A 23736-nucleotide genomic window follows, 5' to 3' on the forward strand; every position below is an offset into this window, starting at 1 on the left:
GTCAGCGGCTTCGGCTGCTCCTTTCGCTTCAGCCCGGGCGGCCCCCTTCAGCAGCACCTCCATCGGTAGGCATGATGATAGGAGCTGCGAATCGCCTGGGGCCGCTGCCGATAATTGCTTTTCGCACGTAATGGATCGCGCCGGCGGTGAACGAATCGCGGATCGTATAGGGGAGTCCGCCGATGCCGGCGCTGAACAGAAAGAATGCCGCCCAACGGTTGGTGCCGTTTCGCGGATTGACCGCGAGCAGGACGATAGCCGCGGCCGACAGCGCAATAATAGAGCATTGGACCATCCCGGATCGCATGTTTTACACGTTAGCAAATAAAGCTTTGTACAAGTATAGTCAATATTCGATACGCTGTAAAGGAGGCCCGGCTTGGGGGGCGGCAAAGGAAAAAGCGAGATTTCGGAGGAAAACTCCGTCCGTTATATTAAAAATGACGATAGATTCCGGTCGAACGGGCGGCTATAATGAAGCTGTAACGGCGGAACAAAGGAGAGGAGAACAGGCCGATGAAGTATTATGTCAGCGTCGATATGGAAGGCATCGCCGGCGTCGTATTGCGGGAGCAGCTGCTGCGCGGCGAGCCGCTGTACGAAGAAGCGAGACGGTTGTTGACACTGGAGGCGAATGCGGTCACGGAGGCGCTGCTGGAAGCGGGGGCGAGCCGGGTCGTGGTCAAGGACGCGCACGGCAGCGGCTTTAATTTCATCCCCGAGCTGCTGCATCCCGGCGCCGAATATGTCATGGGAGCGACGCGCGTGGAACGTCGTTTTCCCGGGCTCGACAGCACCTTCGACGGCGTGCTGCTGATCGGCTATCATGCAATGGGAGGGACGATGGAAGCGGTGCGGGATCATACGATGACGTCCCAGGGCTGGCAATCGCTCAGGCTGAACGGCCGCCCGATCGGGGAAATCGGACTGGACGCGTTATGGTTCGGGATGTACGGCGTTCCCGTCGTCTTCGTATCGGGGGACGACAAGACGTGCAAGGAAGCGCAGACCGAGCTGCCGGGCGTCGCGACCTATGCGACGAAAACGGCGACCGGACGCCATTCGGCACTCCTGAAAGCGCCGCAGCGCGTGCGCGCCGAGCTGAAGGAGGCCGTCGCAGCGGCGGTTCGCCAGCCGGTCAAACCGGCGCCGCTGCGGTTGCCGGGACCGTACGAACTGACGATCCGCTTCCTGCATACGGAGCAGGCGGATGCACGGCGATTCGACGGCGAACGGGCGGTGCGAACGGACGGCGTGACGGGCGTCTACCGCGGGGACGATCTGATCGAACTGCTCGCGATGGCGTTCTAAACTTATCCTGAATGCAAGTCGGGCATCTTCTCGCCGACGCTGCAGCGGAACGTTGGAGACCGGGGTTCCGGCTGCAAGTTGTCCCGATTCATCCGGGTGTTTGGGCATGGCTCAGTTTTAGCGCATGCAGCACGCTTATTTTATGCCGCGTTTGTTCGTGATACAAATAATCGCCGATGACGCGGTCGATGAACAGAATGCCGTTCAAATGATCGATCTCGTGCTGCATGCAGACCGCCTTATAGTCTTCGGCTTCCAGTATGCGCGGCTCTCCGTTCCGGTCGAATGTTCTGACCTTCACATACTTGGCACGTTCCACCAAGCCGGTATACCCGGGGAACGACAGGCACGCTTCCGGACCCGTTTGCGAGCCGCGCGCTTCGATAATTTCCGGATTGATCAGCTCGATCAATCCGTCTCCGCAGTCCATCACTACGATGCGCCGAAGAATGCCGATTTGCGGCGCGGCCAGGCCGGCCCGCCCTTCGGCCGCATACAAAGTATCGGCCATGTCGTCCAGCCATTTGAACAGTTTGGCATTGAATTCCGCCACAGGCTTCGCCGTTTTCGAAGTATCGGTTCCCCGAAGGGCAGTATGGTTTTTCCGCCATAGCGGCGTTCACCTCGCTTCAGGTTATGCACCCCCTTTTGGCCGGTCCGGTCACGATGGCAACCTGTTAACCGGATGAAGAGTATAAAGAGGGGAAGGAAGGAGAAAAATAGAGAAAGATCCGATAATCGTATCGGTTAATGCAAGCGCATGTTTCCATGACGGGAACATGCGCTTGTCAGTTACTTTCCGGAAACCGGTACGGCCTGGTAATACTCTTCCAACGTAATGTTACGCTCGGCGATTTCTTTCGCAATCTCGAGTCCGACATAGCGAATATGCCACGGCTCATATTTGTATCCGGTAATGTCCTCTTTCCCTTCCGGGTAACGGATAATAAAGCCGTATTCGGCCGCATGCTCCGCCAGCCATTCGGCCTCGGGCGTGCCGGCGAAACAATCCTGGGCCGCACAGCGGCCGTCGCTTCCGGAGACGTCGATCGACAAGCCGGTCTGGTGCTCGCTCGTTCCGGGCAACGCGCTGTACGTGCGTGCCTTCTCCTCGCCGTCCCGTTTGACATAGCTTTCGAACAGCTCTTTTTGCCGTTCGTACGAACGGTATCCGGACACGCCGGCAAGCTCGATGCCGTCTTCCTTCGCACCCGCGAACAATTCTTCCAGCGCTTCCGCGGCTTCTTTGCGAAGCTTGCGCTTGTCGACCTTCTCGCTGAAAATAAACGGAACGTCGGGATATACGAGGTCTTCCGGCTCGTAATTTTCCGGCAGCGTATACTGCTTGTTAATCAGTACAGCTAAGCTGTCCGGATTCGCCACCACCATCAAATCGCCGATTTTGCCCGCCGTCTCCTGAACCGGCCCTTCCCGTTCCGGCGGCGAGTTCGGCTTGTCTACCGGCGGCTTCTCCGGTTTGACGTCCGGCTTATCCGTACCGGGATGCTCCTGCGCCGCGTTCTCCCGCTCCGGCGGTTCCGGCGCCGCGTCCGCCGGCTTCGACGGTTCGTTCTCCGTCGCATCGTCGGCGTCTGCGGCCGGATCATTCGGCTGCGTCTGCTCCGATCCGACGTTATGGCTGCCGGTAATTCCGGAGAGGAGGCTGCCGCACCCCGCGGATAACATGACCAAACTGGTAAACAAAATAAAATAAGGCCTTTTTTCAACGCTCATCATTCTCCTTGTTCGACGTAGCCATACCAAAAGTGTAACATCATTCCGGGAGGAACACCATGCTGACAAGTATGGCATCCTGTTATTTCGATTTCATGCCGCAACAATTTCAAACTTGTTTCCGGCCGACAGCGAAAAAGAAGGCGGGAAAAACCGGCCATAGCAGCCGGTTTTCCCGCCTTCGCAGGACCGCTTTAATATACAAGCGAGAAGAGACCGTTAATATGGGACAAATAGCGGATATTGCTCGCTTCTTTCATCAGCGATGCCGGGAGGCCTTTCAGCTTCGTCTGGTTGCCGCCGATCGTGCCGATCGCGTCTTTGCGGCCGAGGCTCGCAAGGGTGCCGGAGAAGACCGGCTTGAAAGCTTTCAACGGACCGCCTTTATATGCGGCGAATACGTTGTAGCCGACCGTTTCGCCCGTTTGCCACGCGATTTGCGCGCTGGGCGGATAAGGACGGCCTTCCGGACTCATGACGACAGCGCTGTCTCCGGCGAGGAATACGTCCGGATGCGAGGTCGACTGCAAATATTCGTTGACCGTTGCGCGTCCGCGAACCGTTTCGATGCCCGAATTGGCGACAACCGGGGAACCGGTTACGCCGCCGGTCCAGACGAGCGTGTTCGCTTCGATTTTCGTGCCGTCTTTCAGAATGACGTTGTTGCCTTGCACTTCCGTAACGGCGACCCCGGTCAAAATGCGGACGCCGCGTTTTTCCAGGCTCGTCTTGGCGCGTTCCACCAGATCCGGCGTAAATCCGGCCAAAATGGAAGGAGCCGCTTCGACGCAGTAGAGCGTAATATCGTTGAAATCGACGCCTTTTTTCTCGCACCAGGAAGGGAGCATGTCCGTCAGTTCGCCGATCAATTCAATGCCGGACAGGCCGCCGCCGCCGATGACGATCGTCGCGTCGGCTTTATTTTCGACTGTGCGTATGCGTCGATGCGGGCTTCGACATGCGCGCGAATGCGGTTGGCGTCTTCGACCGATTTCAGGGTGAAGCTGTTTTCTTCGAGCCCCGGAATGCCGAAAACGCCGTTTCGCTGCCCAGCGCGATAACGAGGGTATCGTAGCTGATCGAAGCGCCGTTCGCAAGCGACACTTGCTTCTGGTCCAGGGCGATCTTTTCGACCGTATTGATGCGGATATCGACATCTTTGCCGCGCAGCAGCTTCTCGAGCGGCAGCGCGACGTTGCCTTCGTTCAGGCCGCCGACGGCCAGACGGTGCAGTTCCGTCACAATTTGATGAAACGGAGTCTTGTTGACAAGGGTGATCTGTGCTTCTTCTGCTGAAAGATATTTGCGTGCGGTCAGCGCAGTCAGCAGCCCGCCATAGCCGCCGCCCAGTATTACAATGTGCTTTGACATGCTGATCCTCCTGTTCTGGATATCAAATACGGTACGGGATTAACGCTGCTTTTGACGTTCCGCCGACACATCCAGGAACGCCTGGATAAAACGGAGCGTTTTTTGTACTTGCGGATCTTTCAACATTTTCAACAAGCCGAACAGTCCGATCGTCGCCGACTCCGTCTGCACGCGTTCGTTTGCCTCGATTGCCGCTGCGGCAACGCCTTTCACTTTCTCCTGAATCGGTTTGACGAATTCTCCGATTCCGCCTTTCAAATCTTCGATGAGGATGCGGTCCGTCGCCACCGACTGGGCAAAGTCGTACGCTTTCGTCAGCAGCGTGACCATCTCCGCCAGCTTGGGCAAATTTTCCACCAGCTCGGAGAGCGATCGTTGAACTTCGGGCTTCATCAACTGGTCGAGAATATCCGTCTCCACGCGGCCAGTCGAAGCTTCGTGTTCCACTTCTTGCGACAATGTTTCTGCCATGATGCAAAAAGCCTCCCTTGTCTGCGACATATTGTTGTGCCGGAACGGTAATGACTCCGCCTTCGAATAGATGTGAATAATTTCACAAAAAACGCAGGATTGGTACCGGTCCGAATTTATCTACCTTCATATTCTAGTCCTTTTGCCGGCGAACTGCAAAACTTTTTTAAGTCTGGAAACAACTTTTTAACCGGAAACGGAAGGATAGGGGAAAAAAGTCCGAATGCCGGTCCATTTTACTATTAAGAAGAAAGAGGTGGAGGAAACGGGTAAAACTTGTCGGCTAAAAGTTACTTGAATTATTATAGGGACTAAATTATAATGTGCAATGTGGCGTCCGAGCCCAAAGCGGTGTCACATGCATACAACTAGAGGAGGTTGCATACCCAACATGTCCAAGGTATTATTCGTCAAAGCAAATGACCGCCCTGCGGAACAATCGGTTAGCGTCCAAATGTACGAGACTTTTCTGAAAACGTATCGGGAAGCTCATCCGGACGATCAGATTACCGAACTCGATCTTTATAAATTGAATCTTCCGTACTACGGCAACACGGCCATTACGGCGCTTTACAAACGGAGCCAATCGCTCGAGTTGACTGCCGAGGAGCAGGAGATTGCGGATATAATCGATTTTTATCTGAATCAGTTTCTGGAATCCGACAAGGTCGTAATCGCCTTCCCGCTGTGGAATTATACGGTCCCGGCGCCGCTCGTCACGTATATCTCCTATTTGGCGCAAGCCGGCAAAACGTTCAAATATACCGCCGAAGGTCCGGTCGGACTGGCGGGCGACAAGAAAACCGTTCTGCTCAGCGCGCGCGGCGGCGACTATTCGAATGAATGGATGGCCGCCCATGAATCGGCCAGCCGCTTCGTCAACAGCGCGATCGGCTTGTGGGGCATCCGGCCCGAGGAAATTGTCATCGAAGGCCATAATCAATTCCCCGATCGGGCGCAGCAAATTATCGAAGACGGTTTGCGTCGGACGGCCGAAGCGGCAGCGCGGTTCTGATCGCTGCGGGCTTGAGGCTCTTTCGGAATATGTTTCGTGTTCCGGAAGAGTCTTTTTTTAAATGCGGAATGCTGCTCCATGGTGTATAGTAGCATCAGGATGGCAAAAGGCGCAGACGGACGACACGCGCGCAATATTATGGTGCGTCTGCATCCCCGCCATTATTCACAAAAAGTTCGAAAGTCCCGTTTATTTCACGAAAACGCTGGACAACCGGATTAAATGCATGTATTCTTAGATGTACACTTTGAATGAACAATTTCATAACGGGAACAGGTGCGTACCGCCGCCAAACAGGTGACCGGTATGCTTAAAAGGGAAGTTCGGTGCAAACCCGACGCGGTCCCGCCACTGTAACGGAAGAGTCGTCGCGAGACAGCCACTGGCTGGAGCTTTTAGCCGGGAAGGTCGCGATAGATGTTGACGCCGGAGCCAGGAGACCTGCCTGTTTCGACAACACTGCATGTACCTACGGGTGATAGGGAGGTGTTAGGCGATCGTCTGGAATGAGCCAGGCGTCTTTCCCTATACCTATTGACGGGGAAAGACGCCTTTTTTCGTTGTGACAAGAGAGGCCGAACAGAGGAAGGATGGGAGAAACAGATGAAGACGGAACTGATCATCAGCAATTTGGGTTACCCGAGAATCGGGGAAAACCGCGAGTGGAAGAAAGCGCTCGAGTCGTTCTGGGCGGGCAAGCTTGAGGAAGAAGCGTTCCGGGCGGAAATGGACCGGATACAGCTTGAGCTGTTGAAGGTTCAGCAGGCGAAGGGCGTCGACCTGATCCCGGTAGGCGACTTTACGCTGTACGATCATATGCTCGATATGGCCGTCATGTTCGGCGTAGTGCCCGAACGATACCGGCACGAGGGGGGCCTGTACCGCTTTCGGTCTATTTTGCGATGGCCAGGGGCAACGCGCAGGCGACGGCTTGCGAAATGACGAAATGGTTCAATACAAATTACCATTACATCGTGCCCGAAATCGGCGGCATCGTGCCGCGTCTGACCGTGAACAAACCGCTGGAAGCGTACCGTTTTGCCAAAAATCGCGCAGGTATCGAGGGCAAGCCTGTCGTCGTCGGTTTATTCACGTTTCTGAAGCTGTCCAAAGGCTTCGAGGCCGGACGTCTGGCGGAAAAATCGAACAATTTCTCCCGGTGTACATTCAGATGCTGACCGAGCTGGAGCGGGAAGGCGTCCAATGGGTGCAAATCGACGAGCCGTACCTTGCGACGAACGTCACCGCAGACGAGTGGAAGCTTGTGGAAAATCTGTATCGCCGCATTCGCGAGCAAACGGCCGGCCTTCGGATTATGCTGCAAACCTACTTTGAAGGTGTCGATGATTTTGAGAAAATCACGTCGCTTTCCGTCGACGGCATCGGTCTCGATTTTGTTCACGACGGCGGCAAAACCGCCAAAGCGCTCGAACAATCCGGATGGCCGGAAGATAAAGTGCTGGGCGCCGGCCTGATCGACGGCCGCAACATATGGCGGGCGGATCTCGATGCGAAGCTGGAGGCGATCCGGCGCATAGCGGCCGTTGTTCCGCTAGAGCGATTGATTCTCCAGCCGTCGTGCAGCTTGCTGCACGTTCCCGTCAGCACGAGAGCGGAGAGCGGGCTTGACCCCGTCGTGCGCGGAGCGCTCGCATTCGCCGAGGAGAAGCTGGACGAACTGCGCATTCTTCGCGCCGCAGTCCGGCAAGGCGAGCAGGCGGTGGAAGCCGAGCTTGCAGCTAGCCGCGAAGCGCTGAACGCATTCCGCCTTCTGCCGGAGCGAAACCGGGAGGACGTCGCCAGCGGTTTGCGTCAATTGGCGGATATCCCGGATTCCCGCAATCGGCCGTTCTCCGAACGGTTCGAGCTGCAGCGGAACAAATGGCAGCTTCCGCCGCTGCCGACGACGACGATCGGCAGCTTCCCGCAGACGCCGGAAGTGCGGCAGGCGCGGCTGAAGTGGCGGCGGGGCGAATGGAACGATGCGCAGTACGAAGCGTTTATGAAAGAGCAAATTGAGGCATGTATCCGGCTGCAGGAGGAAATCGGAATCGACGTGCTGGTTCACGGCGAATTCGAACGGACGGATATGGTCGAATATTTCGGCGAGAAGCTGGACGGCTTCGTCTTTACCCGGAACGGTTGGGTGCAATCGTACGGTTCGCGCTGCGTCAAGCCGCCGGTTATTTACGCCGACGTCGCATTCGTACAGCCGATGACGGTGAAGGAAAGCGTATATGCGCAGTCGCTGACGGATCGTCCGGTGAAAGGCATGCTGACGGGGCCGATTACGATATTGAACTGGTCGTTCGTACGCGACGATCTGAGCCGCGAGCAGGTGGCGAACCAGATCGCCTTGGCGCTCCGGCAAGAAGTGCTCGCGCTGGAGAAAGCCGGCATCGAGATGATCCAGGTCGACGAGCCGGCTTTGCGCGAAGGCTTGCCGCTCAAGCAGGAGGATCAGGACGCCTATCTGCAATGGGCCGTCAAAGCGTTCCGCCTCGCTACCTCGGGGGTAAAGGATACGACGCAAATTCATACGCATATGTGCTATTGCGAGTTCCACGATATGATTGACGCCATCCGTTCTCTCGATGCCGACGTCATCTCGATCGAATCGTCGAGAAGCCACGGCGAGCTCATCTCCAGCTTCGAACAGCACGATTACGACCACGGCATCGGCCTCGGCGTTTACGACATCCACAGCCCGCGCGTGCCTAGCGTCGAAGAGATGTCCGACATGATCGACCGCGCGCTCCGGGTGCTTCGTCCCGAATTGTTCTGGATTAACCCGGACTGCGGGTTGAAAACGCGCGGCCTGGCCGAAACGGTTCCGGCGCTGCGCAATATGGTTCAAGCGGCTCAAGCGGCAAGAGCCCAACATTTCCAACGCGCGTAAATCGTAAATCCAGGCGAATTGCAAACATCCTGCGGCTGTCCGTCAACAGGGCGGCCGCAGGATGTTGGTGTTTAACAACATTAAATATAAATGAAGCGAATTGTTTTCGATATTAATCTTCTTCTTTCTCGTTTTCCTTTCGTTTGAACAGACTTGTTTGCCGGATTTTATCCGATACCGTCCGACTGTACTGGTGAATCCTCTTCGATTCTTTGGTCAGCAGCGGACCGAGGACGGCGAGCAGCAGCACGTACAGAACGGCGAAGGATTGGATAGCCGGCATCAAACCTCCGGCTTTGCCGATATTGGCCATAATGATCGAAAACTCCCCGCGGGAGACGAGCGTCAGTCCGACATTAAGCGAGGCGCGAGACGAATTGCCCGACAGGCGGCCGGCGATGAAGCCTGCCGCGAGGTTGGCGAGCAAGGTAAGGATGACCGCGAGCACGGCCATGCCTACGGCGCCGCCCAGCGTGGACGGCTGGATGGTCAGGCCGAAGCCGAAGAAGAAGATAGCGCCGAAGAAGTCCCGGAACGGGACGACCAGGCTTTCGATTCGCTTCACATGGGCGGATTCGCCCAGCACGAGACCGATCATCAAGGCGCCGATCGCTTCGGCGACATGAAGCGTCTCCGAGAAACCGGCGACAAGAAACAACATCGTCATGACGAGGAGTAAAAACAGTTCGCTAGAAGGGACGCGCAGCGCGAGATCGAAATATTTGACCAGCTTGCGCCCGATTATGAGGAAGCACAGAATAAACAGCAGCGCGGACGCCGAAACGAGCAGCACGCCGCCGACAGATGTCGCGCCGCTCAGCACAAGACCGGACAGGATCGAGATGTGAACGGCAATGAACAGATCGTCGAACATGATCATGCCCATAATCAGTTCCGTTTCGGGATTGGCCGTCCGCTTCAGATCGACCAGCACTTTGGCGACGATCGCCGTCGACGAGCTGGTCATAATGCCGCATACGACAAGCGTCTCCTTGAGCGGCAAATCCATGAACCAGCCCATGAGCAGTCCGGAAATAAAATTAAGCGCCACATAGAACAGTCCGCCGGCCAGTATCGCTTTTCCGGATTTGAGCAGGCGTGCGACGGAAAATTCCAGTCCGAGATAAAACAGCAGAAACAGGATGCCGAGGCGCCCCATAAAGTCGATGACATCCGAGCTTTCGATAAACCGCAAGTCGATGATCCAAAAATGGGGAGCGTGAGGGCCGACGGCCATTCCGATCAAAATATAGAACGGAATGACCGAAAACCGGAGCTTGGCGGACAGCAATCCTACGATGCTGATCAGCCCCAGGGCGAGCCCGACCTCGAAAATGATCATGTCCATCGCTATTCACTTCCGTTCTGCAGCAGCATTTTCAACTTATGCAGGTTCATTCGCTCCCCCGCTACAATGGCCGTCGTTCCGCCGGTCAGGATATGATGCGGACCGGGATTGATAATCGCGGCTTTGTTTTTCTCCACGATCGCGATAATGATCGCGCCTGTTTTGCGGCGAATATCGAGCTCGCCGATCGGCCGGCCGACGCAGCCGCAACTTGCGTCGAGGCGTATCCATTCGATGACGAGATCGTCGAGCACCATCTCGAGCTGCTCCAGCGCTTTCGGTTTGTAAGTGATGCCGGCAAGGATGGCCGATATCATCCGCGCTTCATCGTCGTCGAACGTCACGGTTGACAAAATGTCGTCGGGGTCGTCAGGGTCCATGTGATAGATTTCGCGGCGTTCGTCATTGTGAATAATGATGACGAGCCGCTCACCGCTGCGGGTGTGCAGCTCGTATTTCCGGCCGATTCCGGGCAAATCCGATTCTCTAAGGTTCATCGTATATCTCACCTCCCAAGTACGGAATGCGCGCTTCGAAGAGCAAGCAGTTCGGATTTCTCATCCCGATTCCCTCCCTATAGAAATATAAGGCCTCTGCGATCCGAGACCTTACCGCTATTGTACCAGATTCGGTAAGGAAGTCCAGCAAGGCGGGCCGGCGCACGCAATTTTACAAAATCTACTGCCCGATTTAACGATCCCGCAACAAACGGCTGTTACAATGAGAACGCAAGCAAAATCGTGAAACGGGAGGAACGGGAAAATGCGGCTGATGTTGATGGGCGATCTGCATTATCATGACGTCGATCCGGCAGTGCCGGGGTGGGCGGAAGCGCGCGACGCTTTTTATGAGAAGCTGCTGGGTTATTTTCTCGAAACCGATGCGGATCTCCATATTTCACTGGGGGATTTGACGAACAGCGGTTCCGAATCGGAGCTTCGGGACGTATATGCGCTTCTGCGCCGGAAAGAACGGACGTTCGTGCATGTGCTGGGCAACCACGATCTGTACGTTCAGCCGAGAGCGGACGTGTTGCGCTTGACGGGCGGCAGGCGGTACCATGCGATCGAAACGGACGAAGCGGTGCTTCTGTTTCTCGATACGGCCCGGGAGATGGAACCGGAAAACTTGGGCGGCTGGATCGACGAAGAACAGCTGCAATGGTTTGAAGAGAAAGTCCGCACATCGGCATCCAGACCGCTGCTCGTCTTCGCCCATCACCCGGTGCATCGGACGACCGCCAGATCGGAAGCGGATAAAGGCTCGATCCATCCCGATATCGAGATGTGGCGAATATTGCGCCAGAAACAGGGAAGCGGCGTTTATTTCAACGGCCATACCCATGTCGATTCGATCGTGCGGCAACAGGGTTGGACGTTCGTGCAGCTGTCCGCCTGCCTCGATCAACCCGGATTCCGGATCGTCGACATCGGCGATCGCGAGATTCGCATTCGAGCCGTCGATTGTCCGGATGCGGACCTGTTCGGCCGTGCGCAGGTGCTGCACCGGCATATGCCGCGCTTCAGGCACAACCCGGACGCCCGCGGTCAGGAGGCGGACCGCGAAGCGACCGTGCCGCTCATGGCGGCCGGCCTGCCGCGTTAAGGGGCCGCATCCATGTCGAAGACGGCGCTCGAAGCCTTTATCCGGGGGCTGCATGCGCGCCCGATGATCGCTTCGGTCAAAGAAGCGAAGCATATCGAAATCGCGCTGGCCTATCGCGAGAAGCTGGGCGGCGTATTTCTGCTGACCGGTCATATCGGCGTCGTGAGAAACTACGTCGAGCTTTACAAGTCGCACCGGCTGCCGGTATTTCTGCATCTGGAAAAGATTGGCGGGTTGAGCACCGATTATTACGGCCTGGACTACCTGGCCAAGACGGTCAAGCCGGACGGGATCGTGACGACGAAAACGAACGTCGTGAAGACGGCCAAAAAAATGGGCCTTATCGCCATCCAGCGTTTTTCTCGTCGACACGGAAGGGTTGGACAATATCGCGAACAGTCTGAGCAATGCCGAGCCGGACATCGTCGAAGTGATGCCCGCCCGAATTCCCGAAGCGCTGCGCCGGGTCCAAGCGCTGACGCCGCTGCCGGTCGTGGCCGGCGGGCTGCTTTTCGACCGGGACCAGGCGCTGGAATGCCTCGGCAACGGAGCGACCGCCGTCTCTTCTTCCAAACCGGAATTATGGCGGCATACGTTCAAATAATCTTATCATTCCGTTGACACGGCATTAACAGTTCGTCGCTATGATTGGGATAAGCATTGACAAGTAAATACATTCGGTTGGAGCGATGGAGAAACCTGATGAAGCCGCGGTCCCTTGAAGACCTGGCGGCCGGATTCGGGTTTCTTTTTTTGCTGCATCAGGCAATGTCCCTATTCGAAACGGAGGTATGAAAGATGGTAAAGAGGATTGCATTGCAGGCGCTTGTCATCGCGCTGGCGGTCGCGACGGCGGCATGCGGCTCGAACGGAAACGGCGGCAGCGCGGCAGGGACGGGCGGAGCCACGTCCGGCACGACTGCAGCGGCAGGATCATCGGACAAAAAATAACGATCAAGTACTGGTACGCGTTCGGCGACAAGATCGAGGAGGCGAAGCGTCATCTGGTGGAACAGTTCAACGCGTCGCAGGACCGGATCGAAGTCGTTGCGGAGCATCAAGGCAATTATGACGATCTGCATGCCAAAGTTCAGGCCGCCTTCGCGGCAGGCAACGCCCCTGCCGTTACGGATCTCGAAATCGCCTCGACCGGCGTATTCGCCAGATCGGGCATGCTGCAGGAATTGACCGGTTTCGCGGATCGGGACAAGGAGAAGGTGAAGCTCGACGATTTCATTCCGGGACTGATGGGCAACGCCTATGTGGACGGCAAGCTGTACGGCCTTCCTTTTATGCGGAGCACGCCGATCATGTACAAAAACGCCACGATGTTGAAGGAAGCGGGACTCGATCCGGAAGGGCCGAAAACATGGGATGAGCTGGAGCAGTATGCGCGAGTGCTCAAGGAGCATGGAAAGACCGCCATGACGATGCCGGTCGATATCTGGTTCTATGAAGCGCTCGTCGCGCAAAGCGGCGGCACGGTGCTGTCCGAGGACGGCAAGTCGGCCGCGTTTCAATCGCCCGAAGGCGTCGCGCCGGTCGAATTTTGGCAGCGGCTGGCCAAGGAAGGGCTGCTGAAAATTCCCGTCGGCGACGAAGCCGGTGCGACTGCGGACAAAGATTGGGCGAATCAGCTGTCGGCCTTCAAGTTCGGATCGACCGCGGGCGTATCCGGCAGCCTGGAAATCGCCAAAGGCAACGGATTTGAGCTCGCCGCATCGTTCATGCCGGCCAACAAAAGCTACGGCGTGCCGACAGGCGGCTGTCAGCTCGTCATGACCTCCAAGCTGAGCGACGAGGAGAAGGAAGCGGCATGGGAATTCATCATGTTTATGACGTCCACGGAAAATACGATTTATCAGCACAAGCACGTCGGATATTTGCCGACCCGCTTGACCGCTATCGAGAGCGAAGAGCTTAAGACTCACTTCAAGGAATTCCCGCAGTACAAGGTGGCCGTTGACCAGCTTGAATACGCAAGACCGCGTCCGATGGAGAACGCCTATCCGGAAGTGACCAAAATGATGAAAGAAGCGATCGAGAAAGCCATTCTCGATCCGAACGCAAATCCGCAGGAAATTATGAACGAAGCGGCGGAAAAGGCGAACAAGCTGCTCGCCAAGTAATGCGGACGGCGGCAGAATTGCGAATCATAATCCAAAGGGGAGGTTGCTGACGGATGGCGAAGATCGAGCTGCTGGGCATCGAAAAGACATTCAAGGACGAAACGGTAATCCGCAATTTGAACCTGACGATCAGGGACGGGTCGTTCACGGTGCTTGTCGGTCCGTCGGGCTGCGGCAAGTCGACGACGCTGCGCATGATCGCCGGGCTTGAGAAGCAGACCGCCGGTGAAATCCGGATCGGCGGAACGTGCGTGAACGATGTGCCTCCGGGCAAGCGAAACGTCGCCATGGTGTTTCAAAATTACGCCTTATATCCGACGATGACCGTTCGCGGCAATATCGAATTCGGGCTGAAAAACCGGGGCATGCCGGGCAAGGAACGGCAGTCGCTCGTCCATGACATCTCCGAAATCGTCGGTCTTGCGCCCTATCTGGACAAGAAACCGCAGCAGCTGTCGGGCGGACAGCGCCAGCGGGTCGCGTTGGCCCGCGCCATGGTGAAGCAGCCGCAGGTGTTCATCCTGGACGAGCCGCTCTCCAATCTGGACGCCAAGCTGCGCAACCAGATGCGCACGGAGCTGATCCAGCTGCACAAGCGGCTCGGCACGACGTTCGTCTATGTGACGCATGACCAGGTGGAGGCGATGTCGATGGGTGATGAAATCGTGGTGATGGATAAAGGCGTCATCCAGCAGGCGGATATCCCCTCGAAGCTGTACCACGACCCTGCGAATCTGTTCACCGCCCAATTTATCGGCACGCCGGCGATGAACATCATCGACATCCGCGACGCGTACGGACTCGAGCTGGAAAACGGAGAAGGGGTAAGTTATGTCGGCTTCCGTCCGGAACAGGCGCTGATCGGAAAATCCATCGAAGGCTTCCGCCTGGAAGGGGAAATTGTGACCCGCGAAAGTCTCGGGGCGGAGAACGTGTACCAGATCAGGTCCCGCTGCTGCACCTTTTTCGCCAAGACGTACCTGGAGCCGCTCTTGACCGAAGCGTCCGCCACAGTCGTCGTGCCGTACGAGCAGCTGTACTTTTTCGGACCGAACGGCGAGCGCCGGCGCGGCGTGCGGGCGCTCGCGAAGCGGCTCGCGACGGCCGGAGGCGTGTGACATGACGATTTGGCACAAGCTTCGTCCGTATGGAATGGTTGCGCCGGCGATTGTCATTTTCACGATGTTTTTCCTTTATCCGATCTTTTACATGATCTACTTGAGCCTGTTCGACTGGAACTTCGTCAGCCCGACCAAAACGTTCGTCGGTCTGGCGAATTTCCGGGACTTGCTGACCGATTCCGATTTCATGAAGGTGCTGTCCAATACGACGATGTATACGCTTCTCACCGTCACGCTGACGACGATTCTGGCGCTGCTGCTCGCGTTGTGGCTCAACCGGAAAAGCCTTTTTCACGGTTTTGTGCAAGGCGCGATCTTCAGCCCCCATATCATTTCGCTCGTCTCGATCTCGCTGCTGTGGAGCTGGCTGATGGACCCCGAATACGGACTGCTGAACTGGATCATCGGCCTGTTCGGATTCGGGCCGCTGCAATGGCTGTCGCATCCGGGCACGTCGCTGGTGTCGCTCGTCATCGTCGCGGTATGGAAAGGGCTCGGCTACAATACGCTCGTTTTTATCGCCGGCTTGCAGAGCATTCCGGGCGATATCTACGAAGCGGCGGCGCTCGACGAGTCGAAACCGTGGACGACGTTCGCGAAGCTGACGCTGCCCATGCTGTCGCCGACGATTTTCTTCCTCGTTATCATCAATCTGATCGGGTCGTTCCAGGTATTCGAGACGATCGCCATTATGACGCAGGGCGGTCCGGTCAATTCGACCAATACGCTTGTCTATTATATTTACGAGAACGGGTTCCGGTTTTTCAAAATCGGCTACGCCTCGGCCGCCGGCGTCATTTTGCTCGTCATTGTCGGAGCTTTGACGATCGTGTACTTCAGGCTGCTGGCGCGGCGCGTTCACTACCGGTAGAAGGGAGGAAACGAATGTGAATCAAGCGAATCGCACGATCGGCGCGGGCGGAGCGGAGGCGGTCATCGGCCGTCAGACGGCGGTGCGCGCAAGCTGGAGGCGAATCGGCTGGCGGAGGGCGCTTCGGCTTTGTCTGCGGGCGGCGAACGTACTGGCCCTGCTCGCGCTCGTGCTCGTCTTCGCAATGCCGTTCTTCTGGATGCTCTCGACCTCGCTCAAGACGTTGCCGGAGACGATGATCTTTCCGCCGGAATGGATTCCTTCCCGGCCGGTGTGGGAAAACTTCAGCACCGCATGGAATACCGGACCGTTCCTGAAATATTTCGTAAACAGCGTCGTCGTCGCCGTCGGCATTCTCATCCTGCAGATGCTGACGATCGTTCCGGCCGCTTACGCTTTTGCCCGTTACCGGTTTGCCGGGGCTAAGCTGCTGTTTTCAATCGTCATGGTGACGCTGATGATTCCGGCCCAGCTCATCTTTTTGCCCGTCTATCTGGAGCTGAGCGCCCTGAAGCTGCTGAACACGCATCTCGGCCTCATTTTGCCGTTCGCCTCCAGCGCATTCGGCATTTTCCTGCTGCGGCAGGCGTTCATGCAGGTGCCGGAAGAGCTGCTCGAGGCGGCGCGGCTCGACCAGGCGAGTGAATGGAAAATTATCGTGCGGCTGATGGTGCCGCTCGCCAAGCCGGTGCTCGTCACGTTTACGCTGTTCAGCTTTATCGCGCACTGGAACGACTACTTCTGGCCGCTCGTCATGACGACGAACGAGACCGCCCGCACGCTGCCGCTCGGCATCGCGAAAATCCGCGAAGTCGAGGGCGTGGCGACCTGGAACGTGCTGATGGCCGGCAACCTCATCCTTGTCGCGCCGATTCTCGTCGTCTTTTTCTTCTCGCAACGGCATATTATCCGGGCGTTCGTCTATAACGGAGTGAAGTGATACCGGTATATGCCAATAGCGGGCCGCGGGTCTTCGGATGACCGGCGGCCCGCTTTTATTTGTGTCGACCGGACATTCGTTTACAGACACTGGAAAATCCGTTATGATGGTATGAAATCTGACGACGTTTCGAATAAGAATACGGGGGAGACGGAATGACGGGGATGGAGAACGAGGAGCTGCTTTCGGCCGAGAAATCGGTCAGCCGCAGCGGCCGGGTCGTGCTGCGGCCGGGCCGTCCGTGGACGGCCGGCGTGCACAGGCTGCTGCGCCACCTGGAGCGCAGCGCATTCGGTATGGCGCCGCGCGTGATCGGCACCGGGTTCGATGCTGACGGTCGCGACATGGTGGAGTATATGGAAGGGGAGCAGGTCCATCCCGCTCCGTGGAGCGACGACGGCATCGCGGCGGTCGGCCGGATGCTTCGCGCGCTTCACGACGCGCGCGCGTCATTCGCGCCTGACGGCGGGGCGGTCTGGCAGCGCTGGTTTTTGAGGGATATTGGCGAAAACGGGAGGCCAATCATCTCGCACGGCGATGTTGCGCCATGGAATATCGTAACTCGCGACGGGCTGCCCGTCGGGCTTATCGATTGGGAATTCGCGGGTCCGGTAGACCCGCTTGCCGAGCTGGCGCGCGTATGCTGGTTGTTCCCGCAGCTTCACGACGACGATGTGGCGGAGCGGGTCGGCTTGCCGCCGCTCGATGTCCGCGCCGGGCAGTTGCGGCTGCTTGTCGATGCTTACGGTCTGACCGCTGCCAAGCGGCATACGCTGTATGATCTCATCGTGGAAGTGGCGGTGCGCGAGGCGGCGGAGGAAGCCATCGAACTGCAGGTGAAACAGGATACCGAAGGCAAGCTGTGGGGCATCGCATGGCGGACCCGGGCGGCCGGCTGGATGCTGCGCAACCGTTCGGCGCTCGTCAATGCGCTGAAGTAACCGATGCAAGACTCGTTCCGCAGACGGCTGTGGGCATAAAATAACCGCCGCTGATGCGGCGGTTAATTCGGAGACGCTGCGCGTTTCCGTATCGTATAAGCGCATTTTTGGCCGCCTTTGGCCAGACATTCGGTGCGCGACACCTCGGCGCCGAGCAAGCTCTCGAACAGATCGAGCTCGCACTTGCAGGCGTGATTGTAGGCATTGGCGATTTGGGAAATCGGGCAGTTGTATTCCGTCAGGACAAATTCGTCGTCGCCGCTCTGTTCCCATTGCGCCATATAGCCGTTCTCGTTCTGGATGTCGGCGAGAGCCGACACTTTATCGGCGAGCCGTTCGCCGGTCATCTTGCCGGCATATTTCCGATACAGCGTTTGTTTGCGGCGCTCGAACAGACGGTTGACGACCGGTTCTCCCGCTTCCTGCGCCAGTTCGCCGAGCAGATCGAGCGCGATTCCATGATAGTTTTTCGGAAAATAATGATCCGCCTGTTCGGTCAAACGATACAGCGAAGCAGGCCGGCCCATCGGCTGGCGAATCGTTCTCGATTCGATCAGGCCGCTGCGTTCGAGCGCGTCGATGTGCCGGCGCACACCCATGCCGGTAATGCCGAGCCGTTCGGTCATTTCTCTCGCCGTCAGCTCGCCATCCGTTTTCAACATTTGCATAATCCGATCGCGCGTGGTCGTTGCAGCCCCCCGCTTCACTTTGAACACCACCTGTCAGCTTGCCGTATCGATGTTTACCGCATCGGCTTCCCTGCATTCCGCAGAGCAGTAGCGGTCATGCTCCTTCTCGCATTCCTCGCAGCAAATATGCTGCAGATGACACCGGTCATTGGCGCAATTCACGTAGCGGTCTTCCGGTTTGCCGCAATGGCGGCATCTGCCGACGACGACGTTCTCGCCGGTGCGGTTGATCGGAACCGAAATCCGCTCGTCGAATACGTAGCATTTGCCGTCAAACAACCGGCCCTTTACTTCCTCATCCTTACCGTACGTCACAATGCCGCCATCGAGCTGATAAACTTCTCTGAAGCCTTCGTCCAGCATAAAGCCGGTCAGCTTCTCGCAGCGGATGCCGCCGGTGCAGTAGGTCAAAATCGGCTTGTCCTTGTAATCGGCCATATTTTTCCGGATCCATTCCGGGAATTCGCGGAAGCTGTCCACATCCGGGCGAATCGCGTTGCGGAAATGGCCGATATCGTATTCGTAGCCGTTGCGGCCGTCGAGCACGATGACGTCGTCCCGCTGCAAATATTCATAAAATTCCTTGGGGGAAAGCCTTTTGCCGCTTTTCACATTCGGATCGAGCGGCTTCTCGTAACGGAACGTGACCAGCTCTTTCTTGTAGCGGACAAACATTTTCTTGAAAGCATGCCCGTCGGCTTCGTCGATTTTGAAAACCATGTCGGCGAAGAGCGGATTGCGGCGCATCTCTTCCATATATCGTTTCGTCTGCTCCACCGTTCCCGACAGCGTGCCGTTAATGCCTTCGTCGGCGACAATAATTCTTCCTTTGACGCCGAGCGATTTGCAGTAATCGAGATGATCGCGGGCGAACTGCTCCGCGTCGGGGATTCGGACGAATTTATAGTAAAGCAATATATTAAAGGGTGCCTGACCCATCTGATTCACCTTCTCTGTCATGTTGAGAAACGTCTGTAGGATATGAAGATCAAACTTCATTGTATGCATTCGCGTCTACAAAGTCAACCAAAGGGTATAAAAAGTCATGTGATACTACCGCACAAAAAATGCCAATCAAAACGAAAAAGCCGATTCCCGGGTTCCGCCATCGGCGGAAGAGGAACCAGCCTATAACGCCAAACACATATGCAGTTGAAATCGCGCAGCTTAACGGTTTTTGAAAAACTCTGCGGCTTTCTCGATGAAAATTTTCTGGTCGTCCCTCAAATCGTCTTCCCAGCTTATCGCACTAACCGGACAGGCCGCCTCGCAAGCACCGCAATCGATACAAACTTCGGCGTCGATAAAATATTGATCAGGCCCTTCTTCGATACAGTTGACTGGACAAACATCGACACAATCGGCTGCCTTCTCATCGATGCATGCTTCCGTAATGACAAAAGCCATTCTTCCTCAGTCCTTTCTGGTCAGGATAAAAGTCTGGATACTTTCCGGGCCAGCTCGGAATAAACGGCCCCGTTCCCCCGTTCGTCGGTGAAGACGGATGGGGGAGAAGACGGGTCGGACGGGCGATCGCCGGCAGCGACGATCGGAATCCGGACCAGCAGCGAGGTTTGCAGCTGTTCGGCGAGCAAGTCCCCGCCCCCTCTTCCGAATACATAATGCCTGATCCCGCGGTCGTCCTCGAAATAGGACATATTCTCCACAACGCCCAGGATGCGATGATCGGTCTGCTTGGCCATGACGCCCGCTCTCTCGGCGACGTGGCTCGCCATAGGATGGGGAGTCGTCACGATAATCTCGGCACATTGCGGAATTTTGCGGTTAATGTCCAAGGCGATATCCCCGGTGCCGGGGGGCACATCGATTAGCATATAGTCGAGAGGAGGCCAATCCACATCATTGAGGTAGGTTGACAGCATCTTCCCGAGCATCGGCCCGCGCCAAACGACCGGATTGTTGCCTTGTACAAAAAAACCTGTTGAAATCAATTGTACACCGTAACGTTCAACCGGAACAATACGATTTTCGGCTTTTTGCGGTTTTTCTTCTATCCCGAGCAAGTTCGGAATGCTGAACCCGTATATATCGGCATCGATAATGCCAACCCGTTTCCCCATCCGCGTAAGCGCCAGGGCGAGATTGACCGTTACGGTTGACTTTCCGACGCCGCCTTTGCCGCTTGCGATCGCGATAAAACGCGTACCGGAATCCGGAGCGAGCAGGGGCGCAGAGGGAGGTGCCGATTGCGGGATCTCATCTCCGTCCGGTATCGTCTCATCCATCGGCTTCACGCGAATATGGATGCTGCCGATGCCGATCGCATGAAGCGCTTCCTCAATGGCATGGCGATAATGCGCTTCCCGGTCGCGCTCCGCAGCTTTCAGCAACAGCGTCAGCGCGACTGTACGGTCTTTGATCACGATGTTGCGAATTTTGCCGTTGTCGGTCAGCGGTCTGCCTTGACCGTCTTTGACGAGCGTTAACGCTTCATAGATACGATCTTTGCGCATTTGGTTACACCTGCCACATTCGTATCGTGTTGCGGCCAATAACCGCGGATCGGTGTTGACTTGTCTTAATTTTACAATATTCTGGAACAAAGGGATATAGTCCAGGCAATTATTTTGATATTTGAGACCCGGCTCGGTCGTGTTCGTAGTAAGATAACAGCAAGAGTTACCAACGGGAAGATGGAAGAGGGAAGAGGGGAGAGGGGAGAGGGGAGAGGGATGAGCGTGAGCGGAATGAGATGGAAAAGATGGCTTGCAGCGGGACTGCTGGCGCTGCTGGCGGCGGCGCTCGGCGCATGCGGGAACGGCGCGCCGCGGACGCTGACCTATGAAGGGAAAGTCTATGAACTGGACGAAAGCTCTGGTGATCAGCTCGCAGTCGATTTCGACCGGATATCGGCAGGACGGCAACTGTCGGACGGCGGCCGATCGTTCAACGGATCGTTGTTTCTCGTCGGTATGCTGATGCTGATCGTCGGCATCATCAACGTTCTGTTCCCGCGCGCGATGTGGTGGCTGAAGGACGGATGGAAGTTCAGGGACGCGGAACCGAGCGGTCTGGCGCTAACCTTGGGCAGGGTAAGCGGCGCGGTGCTTACGATTGCCGCCTTCGTCGCGATCGTCTCTTCCTGCAGCGGGTAAGGAGGGGGAAGTGAAACATACAAGAGGTTGGCTTCGAAATGGATCAGGAAGCAAATCGGTCGGCGGACTTGGCTGCTTTTCATCTATAGCCATTATACGGTGAACATTTTGTTTATGGCTCTAATCGCACTCGCCTTCTGCCTAGAGGGAAGCTATTCCGGATGAAAGACGGCTTTCAATTTGATGCATACGATTCGGCCGAGGGCCGGGGAGGACGGACGTTCTCGATCGGCTAGGCGTCGTACTGCCTCTTTTCAACACGCGCTTCTCGGATCGTGACGATCTGGCAGGGCGTTTTTTTTTCGAATAAGGCAGATGGCCGGAAGGGTAGCCTAATACCATTCTCATATTTCGTAAAAGGTGGGATGGCATTGTCAAGGTTAACCCGTCTGCTGCTTCTGGCCCTTATTATCGCCGTTGGCGCGGGCTGCAATGGCGGCAAACCGAAACCGCGCGAAAACGATCTTGTACATATTCAATCCAGGACGAAGCCGCATTCGAAAAAAGTGATCGTGTTCGTGGCCGATTCGCTGATGTACCAGTCGATCGACAAAGGTCTTGAGCTTGGCAAGCTGCCGACATTCAAGCTGCTCGTCGAGCGCGGGCAGTATTACAAAAATCTCGTCAGTTCGTTTCCGACGATGTCGGTAACGATCGACAGTTCTCTGCTTACGGGAACTTATCCGGACCGGCATCGCGTTCCGGGGCTTATCTGGTATGCCGAAGACGAGAAGCGTATCGTCAATTACGGCACCGGCTCGATCGAAGTGTTGCGGCAGGGCGCCGGCGCCGTGCTCGATGATGCGCTTGTACGTCTGAACGGGGACCATCTGAGCAAGCGGACCCCGACGATATACGAACGGCTGCGCAAGCAGGGAAGAACGTCCGCTTCCGTGAACGGCTTGATCTACCGAGGCGATACCGGCCACGTGCTGACGATTCCGAAATGGATGCAGGCGTCTGTGTCCTTGCCCGAAAAGATCCGTGTGCAAGGCCCGGATTTCATGACGTTCGGCGCCCTGTCGAATCCGTTGGAAGGCATGAAGCGGCTGCCGGACAACGTTGCGGGCAATTTGGGCTTCAACAATGAATTCGCGATCGGTACGGTCGCATATTTGATCGAGCAGCGCAAGCTGCCAGATTTTACGTACGTCTATTTGCCCGACCAAGATCACGAGCTTCACAAGAAAGGCCCCTCGCATTTGGACGGGCTGATCAAGCTGGACGGGCAGCTGCAGCGGGTGCTGCAAGCTTTCGGCTCGCCCGAAGCCGCGCAGGAACAGGCGGTCATCCTCATTGTCGGCGACAGCGGCATGAGCTCCATCTTGCCGCGCAGCGGCAATCCGGTTATCGATCTGACCGATTTGTTTCAGCGATATGCAATCATGCGTCCCGGGGAAACCGCATCGCAGAAGACGGACATCGCGCTGGCGGTGAACGAAACGATGGCTTACGTGTACAATCTCAAACCCGGACGATCGATAAAGGAACTTGTCCGCGAATTGCAGCGTGAGCCGCGTATCGGATTGATTTCCTGGAAAGAGGGGGAGTGGATTCATGTCGCAAGACCGGGTTCGGGTTCGGAGTTCAAGTACAAGCCCGGCGGCCGCGCCAAAGACGAGTACGGGCAGAAGTGGACGTTAGGTCCGAACGCGGCGCTGCTCGATGTAAAGGTCGATCTGCGAAAGCATGTGAGCTACGGCCAATATCCGGACGGGTTAAGAAGACTGTACGGCGCGCTCCACTCACACGACGGGGAGTTCATCGTCATTACGGCCAAGCAAGGCTACGAGTTTACGGGCCACAGTTCGCCGAAGCATCGCGGAGGAGGCGGGCACGGGTCGCTTCATGAGACGGAATCGATTGTTCCGCTGATCGTATATGGCACGGACCGGAAGCCGGAGCGGCTGCGCATCGTCGATTTACAATCTTATATTCTGAACTTGCTGCGGGTCGAAGAGTAGTCTTCAGGTCTGCAGCTTTTATTTTTAATTCGGAACTACGGTTTCAGCCATGAATTATATTAATAACATCACTGGAGAAAAGGTCGGAGGAAGGTCGATAATTTTAAGGGAAAACGGCGTTTTTTTTGAGGACGGTTTTTTAGTTTTCTTTTATAATTTAAATGCAGTGGAGAAAAAATAGGGTGATTGGTTCGTGAAAAAGCATGATCAA

At 56.5% G+C, this 23736-nt stretch carries 20 protein-coding genes, 3 pseudogenes and 1 riboswitch; of the genes and pseudogenes, 12 read left to right on the top strand and 11 right to left on the bottom strand.

Annotated elements, in window-relative coordinates:
• Positions 1-28: 28 nt before the first annotated feature.
• On the bottom strand, positions 29-295 hold the full coding sequence (locus PACILC2_RS08355; protein WP_213528524.1) for a hypothetical protein: 267 nt from the start codon (positions 293-295) through the stop codon (positions 29-31).
• A 221-nt stretch (positions 296-516) separates the two neighbouring features.
• On the opposite strand from PACILC2_RS08355, the gene PACILC2_RS08360 reads away from it, so the two are divergent.
• Entirely contained in the window at positions 517-1311 is a 795-nt protein-coding gene (locus PACILC2_RS08360) for a M55 family metallopeptidase (RefSeq protein ID WP_213528525.1), read from the top strand.
• Positions 1312-1399: 88 nt separating this feature from the next.
• Here PACILC2_RS08360 and def read toward each other — a convergent pair.
• The 4 genes and pseudogenes from def to PACILC2_RS08380 all read right to left on the bottom strand — a co-directional run bounded on the left by def (position 1400) and on the right by PACILC2_RS08380 (position 4887).
• A pseudogene (gene def, locus PACILC2_RS08365) lies at positions 1400-1944 on the bottom strand (peptide deformylase).
• Positions 1945-2103: 159 nt separating this feature from the next.
• On the bottom strand, positions 2104-3045 hold the full coding sequence (locus PACILC2_RS08370) for a M15 family metallopeptidase (protein ID WP_372447086.1): 942 nt from the start codon (positions 3043-3045) through the stop codon (positions 2104-2106).
• A gap of 194 nt (positions 3046-3239) precedes the next feature.
• Positions 3240-4416: pseudogene (locus tag PACILC2_RS08375) on the bottom strand (NAD(P)/FAD-dependent oxidoreductase).
• 39 nt (positions 4417-4455) lie between these two features.
• Positions 4456-4887, bottom strand: a complete 432-nt coding sequence (locus tag PACILC2_RS08380) for a DUF1641 domain-containing protein (RefSeq protein ID WP_062493167.1) — start codon at positions 4885-4887, stop codon at positions 4456-4458.
• A 358-nt stretch (positions 4888-5245) separates the two neighbouring features.
• On the opposite strand from PACILC2_RS08380, the gene PACILC2_RS08385 reads away from it, so the two are divergent.
• Entirely contained in the window at positions 5246-5902 is a 657-nt protein-coding gene (locus PACILC2_RS08385) for an FMN-dependent NADH-azoreductase (protein WP_280515293.1), read from the top strand.
• 257 nt (positions 5903-6159) lie between these two features.
• Positions 6160-6365: riboswitch (cobalamin riboswitch) on the top strand.
• Positions 6366-6505: 140 nt separating this feature from the next.
• Positions 6506-8801 (top strand): annotated as a pseudogene (metE, locus tag PACILC2_RS08390) (5-methyltetrahydropteroyltriglutamate--homocysteine S-methyltransferase).
• Between the two features lie 112 nt (positions 8802-8913).
• On the opposite strand, the gene PACILC2_RS08395 reads toward metE, so the two are convergent.
• Positions 8914-10149, bottom strand: a complete 1236-nt coding sequence (locus tag PACILC2_RS08395) for a cation:proton antiporter (RefSeq protein WP_213528527.1) — start codon at positions 10147-10149, stop codon at positions 8914-8916.
• A 2-nt stretch (positions 10150-10151) separates the two neighbouring features.
• Positions 10152-10646 carry a cation:proton antiporter regulatory subunit gene (locus PACILC2_RS08400; protein ID WP_062493163.1) on the bottom strand — a complete coding sequence of 165 codons (495 nt, stop codon included), beginning with the start codon at positions 10644-10646 and terminating at the stop codon, positions 10152-10154.
• 265 nt (positions 10647-10911) lie between these two features.
• Between PACILC2_RS08400 and PACILC2_RS08405 the strand changes: the two genes are divergently transcribed.
• From PACILC2_RS08405 to PACILC2_RS08435, 7 genes are all read left to right on the top strand, one after another.
• The gene (locus PACILC2_RS08405; protein ID WP_213528528.1) at positions 10912-11754 is read left to right on the top strand and encodes a metallophosphoesterase family protein; all 843 of its coding nucleotides are present in this window, start codon (positions 10912-10914) and stop codon (positions 11752-11754) included.
• Between the two features lie 12 nt (positions 11755-11766).
• The gene (locus tag PACILC2_RS08410) at positions 11767-12375 is read left to right on the top strand and encodes a glycerol-3-phosphate responsive antiterminator (RefSeq protein WP_213528529.1); all 609 of its coding nucleotides are present in this window, start codon (positions 11767-11769) and stop codon (positions 12373-12375) included.
• A 170-nt stretch (positions 12376-12545) separates the two neighbouring features.
• Positions 12546-13883: an ABC transporter substrate-binding protein gene (locus PACILC2_RS08415; RefSeq protein WP_244863359.1), complete on the top strand. Its 1338-nt coding sequence runs from the start codon at positions 12546-12548 to the stop codon at positions 13881-13883.
• Between the two features lie 53 nt (positions 13884-13936).
• Positions 13937-15001 (top strand): ABC transporter ATP-binding protein, encoded by a 1065-nt coding sequence (locus tag PACILC2_RS08420; RefSeq protein WP_213528530.1) that lies wholly within the window; start codon positions 13937-13939, stop codon positions 14999-15001.
• 1 nt (position 15002) lies between these two features.
• Positions 15003-15875 carry a carbohydrate ABC transporter permease gene (locus tag PACILC2_RS08425; protein ID WP_062493159.1) on the top strand — a complete coding sequence of 291 codons (873 nt, stop codon included), beginning with the start codon at positions 15003-15005 and terminating at the stop codon, positions 15873-15875.
• 103 nt (positions 15876-15978) lie between these two features.
• Complete coding sequence (locus tag PACILC2_RS08430; protein WP_244863364.1) at positions 15979-16815, top strand: carbohydrate ABC transporter permease; 837 nt, start codon at positions 15979-15981, stop codon at positions 16813-16815.
• A 155-nt stretch (positions 16816-16970) separates the two neighbouring features.
• A complete protein-coding gene (locus PACILC2_RS08435) occupies positions 16971-17756 on the top strand; it encodes an aminoglycoside phosphotransferase family protein (RefSeq protein ID WP_213528531.1) in 786 nt (261 codons plus the stop codon).
• Positions 17757-17818: 62 nt separating this feature from the next.
• On the opposite strand, the gene PACILC2_RS08440 is transcribed toward PACILC2_RS08435, so the two are convergent.
• The 4 genes from PACILC2_RS08440 to PACILC2_RS08455 form a co-directional block, all read right to left on the bottom strand.
• A complete protein-coding gene (locus PACILC2_RS08440; RefSeq protein ID WP_062493157.1) occupies positions 17819-18463 on the bottom strand; it encodes a helix-turn-helix transcriptional regulator in 645 nt (214 codons plus the stop codon).
• Between the two features lie 15 nt (positions 18464-18478).
• Positions 18479-19384: an oxygen-dependent tRNA uridine(34) hydroxylase TrhO gene (gene trhO, locus PACILC2_RS08445; protein WP_372447085.1), complete on the bottom strand. Its 906-nt coding sequence runs from the start codon at positions 19382-19384 to the stop codon at positions 18479-18481.
• Between the two features lie 228 nt (positions 19385-19612).
• Positions 19613-19852 carry a 4Fe-4S ferredoxin gene (gene fdxA / locus PACILC2_RS08450; RefSeq protein ID WP_062493156.1) on the bottom strand — a complete coding sequence of 80 codons (240 nt, stop codon included), beginning with the start codon at positions 19850-19852 and terminating at the stop codon, positions 19613-19615.
• 20 nt (positions 19853-19872) lie between these two features.
• Positions 19873-20919, bottom strand: coding sequence for an Mrp/NBP35 family ATP-binding protein (locus PACILC2_RS08455; protein WP_062493155.1), 1047 nt, complete (start codon positions 20917-20919; stop codon positions 19873-19875).
• Positions 20920-21153: 234 nt separating this feature from the next.
• On the opposite strand from PACILC2_RS08455, the gene PACILC2_RS26600 reads away from it, so the two are divergent.
• Positions 21154-21561, top strand: a complete 408-nt coding sequence (locus PACILC2_RS26600; RefSeq protein ID WP_372447087.1) for a DUF6199 family natural product biosynthesis protein — start codon at positions 21154-21156, stop codon at positions 21559-21561.
• A 365-nt stretch (positions 21562-21926) separates the two neighbouring features.
• Positions 21927-23525 (top strand): alkaline phosphatase family protein, encoded by a 1599-nt coding sequence (locus PACILC2_RS08465; protein ID WP_213528533.1) that lies wholly within the window; start codon positions 21927-21929, stop codon positions 23523-23525.
• The last annotated feature ends 211 nt before the right edge of the window (positions 23526-23736 follow it).

The organism is Paenibacillus cisolokensis (assembly GCF_018403665.1).
GTDB lineage: Bacteria > Bacillota > Bacilli > Paenibacillales > Paenibacillaceae > Paenibacillus_AH > Paenibacillus_AH cisolokensis.

Excerpts from the sequence above, each read along its gene's own strand:
- PACILC2_RS08355 (WP_213528524.1), bottom strand. The coding sequence starts at position 295 with ATGGTCCAATGCTCTATTATTGCGCTGTCGGCCGCGGCTATCGTCCTG.
- PACILC2_RS08360 (WP_213528525.1), top strand. The coding sequence starts at position 517 with ATGAAGTATTATGTCAGCGTCGATATGGAAGGCATCGCCGGCGTCGTA.
- PACILC2_RS08370 (WP_372447086.1), bottom strand. The coding sequence starts at position 3,045 with ATGAGCGTTGAAAAAAGGCCTTATTTTATTTTGTTTACCAGTTTGGTC.
- PACILC2_RS08380 (WP_062493167.1), bottom strand. The coding sequence starts at position 4,887 with ATGGCAGAAACATTGTCGCAAGAAGTGGAACACGAAGCTTCGACTGGC.
- PACILC2_RS08385 (WP_280515293.1), top strand. The coding sequence starts at position 5,246 with ATGCATACAACTAGAGGAGGTTGCATACCCAACATGTCCAAGGTATTA.
- PACILC2_RS08395 (WP_213528527.1), bottom strand. The coding sequence starts at position 10,149 with ATGGACATGATCATTTTCGAGGTCGGGCTCGCCCTGGGGCTGATCAGC.
- PACILC2_RS08400 (WP_062493163.1), bottom strand. The coding sequence starts at position 10,646 with ATGAACCTTAGAGAATCGGATTTGCCCGGAATCGGCCGGAAATACGAG.
- PACILC2_RS08405 (WP_213528528.1), top strand. The coding sequence starts at position 10,912 with ATGCGGCTGATGTTGATGGGCGATCTGCATTATCATGACGTCGATCCG.
- PACILC2_RS08410 (WP_213528529.1), top strand. The coding sequence starts at position 11,767 with ATGTCGAAGACGGCGCTCGAAGCCTTTATCCGGGGGCTGCATGCGCGC.
- PACILC2_RS08415 (WP_244863359.1), top strand. The coding sequence starts at position 12,546 with ATGAAAGATGGTAAAGAGGATTGCATTGCAGGCGCTTGTCATCGCGCT.
- PACILC2_RS08420 (WP_213528530.1), top strand. The coding sequence starts at position 13,937 with ATGGCGAAGATCGAGCTGCTGGGCATCGAAAAGACATTCAAGGACGAA.
- PACILC2_RS08425 (WP_062493159.1), top strand. The coding sequence starts at position 15,003 with ATGACGATTTGGCACAAGCTTCGTCCGTATGGAATGGTTGCGCCGGCG.
- PACILC2_RS08435 (WP_213528531.1), top strand. The coding sequence starts at position 16,971 with ATGACGGGGATGGAGAACGAGGAGCTGCTTTCGGCCGAGAAATCGGTC.
- trhO (WP_372447085.1), bottom strand. The coding sequence starts at position 19,384 with ATGGGTCAGGCACCCTTTAATATATTGCTTTACTATAAATTCGTCCGA.
- fdxA (WP_062493156.1), bottom strand. The coding sequence starts at position 19,852 with ATGGCTTTTGTCATTACGGAAGCATGCATCGATGAGAAGGCAGCCGAT.
- PACILC2_RS08455 (WP_062493155.1), bottom strand. The coding sequence starts at position 20,919 with ATGCGCAAAGATCGTATCTATGAAGCGTTAACGCTCGTCAAAGACGGT.
- PACILC2_RS26600 (WP_372447087.1), top strand. The coding sequence starts at position 21,154 with ATGAGATGGAAAAGATGGCTTGCAGCGGGACTGCTGGCGCTGCTGGCG.
- PACILC2_RS08465 (WP_213528533.1), top strand. The coding sequence starts at position 21,927 with ATGGCATTGTCAAGGTTAACCCGTCTGCTGCTTCTGGCCCTTATTATC.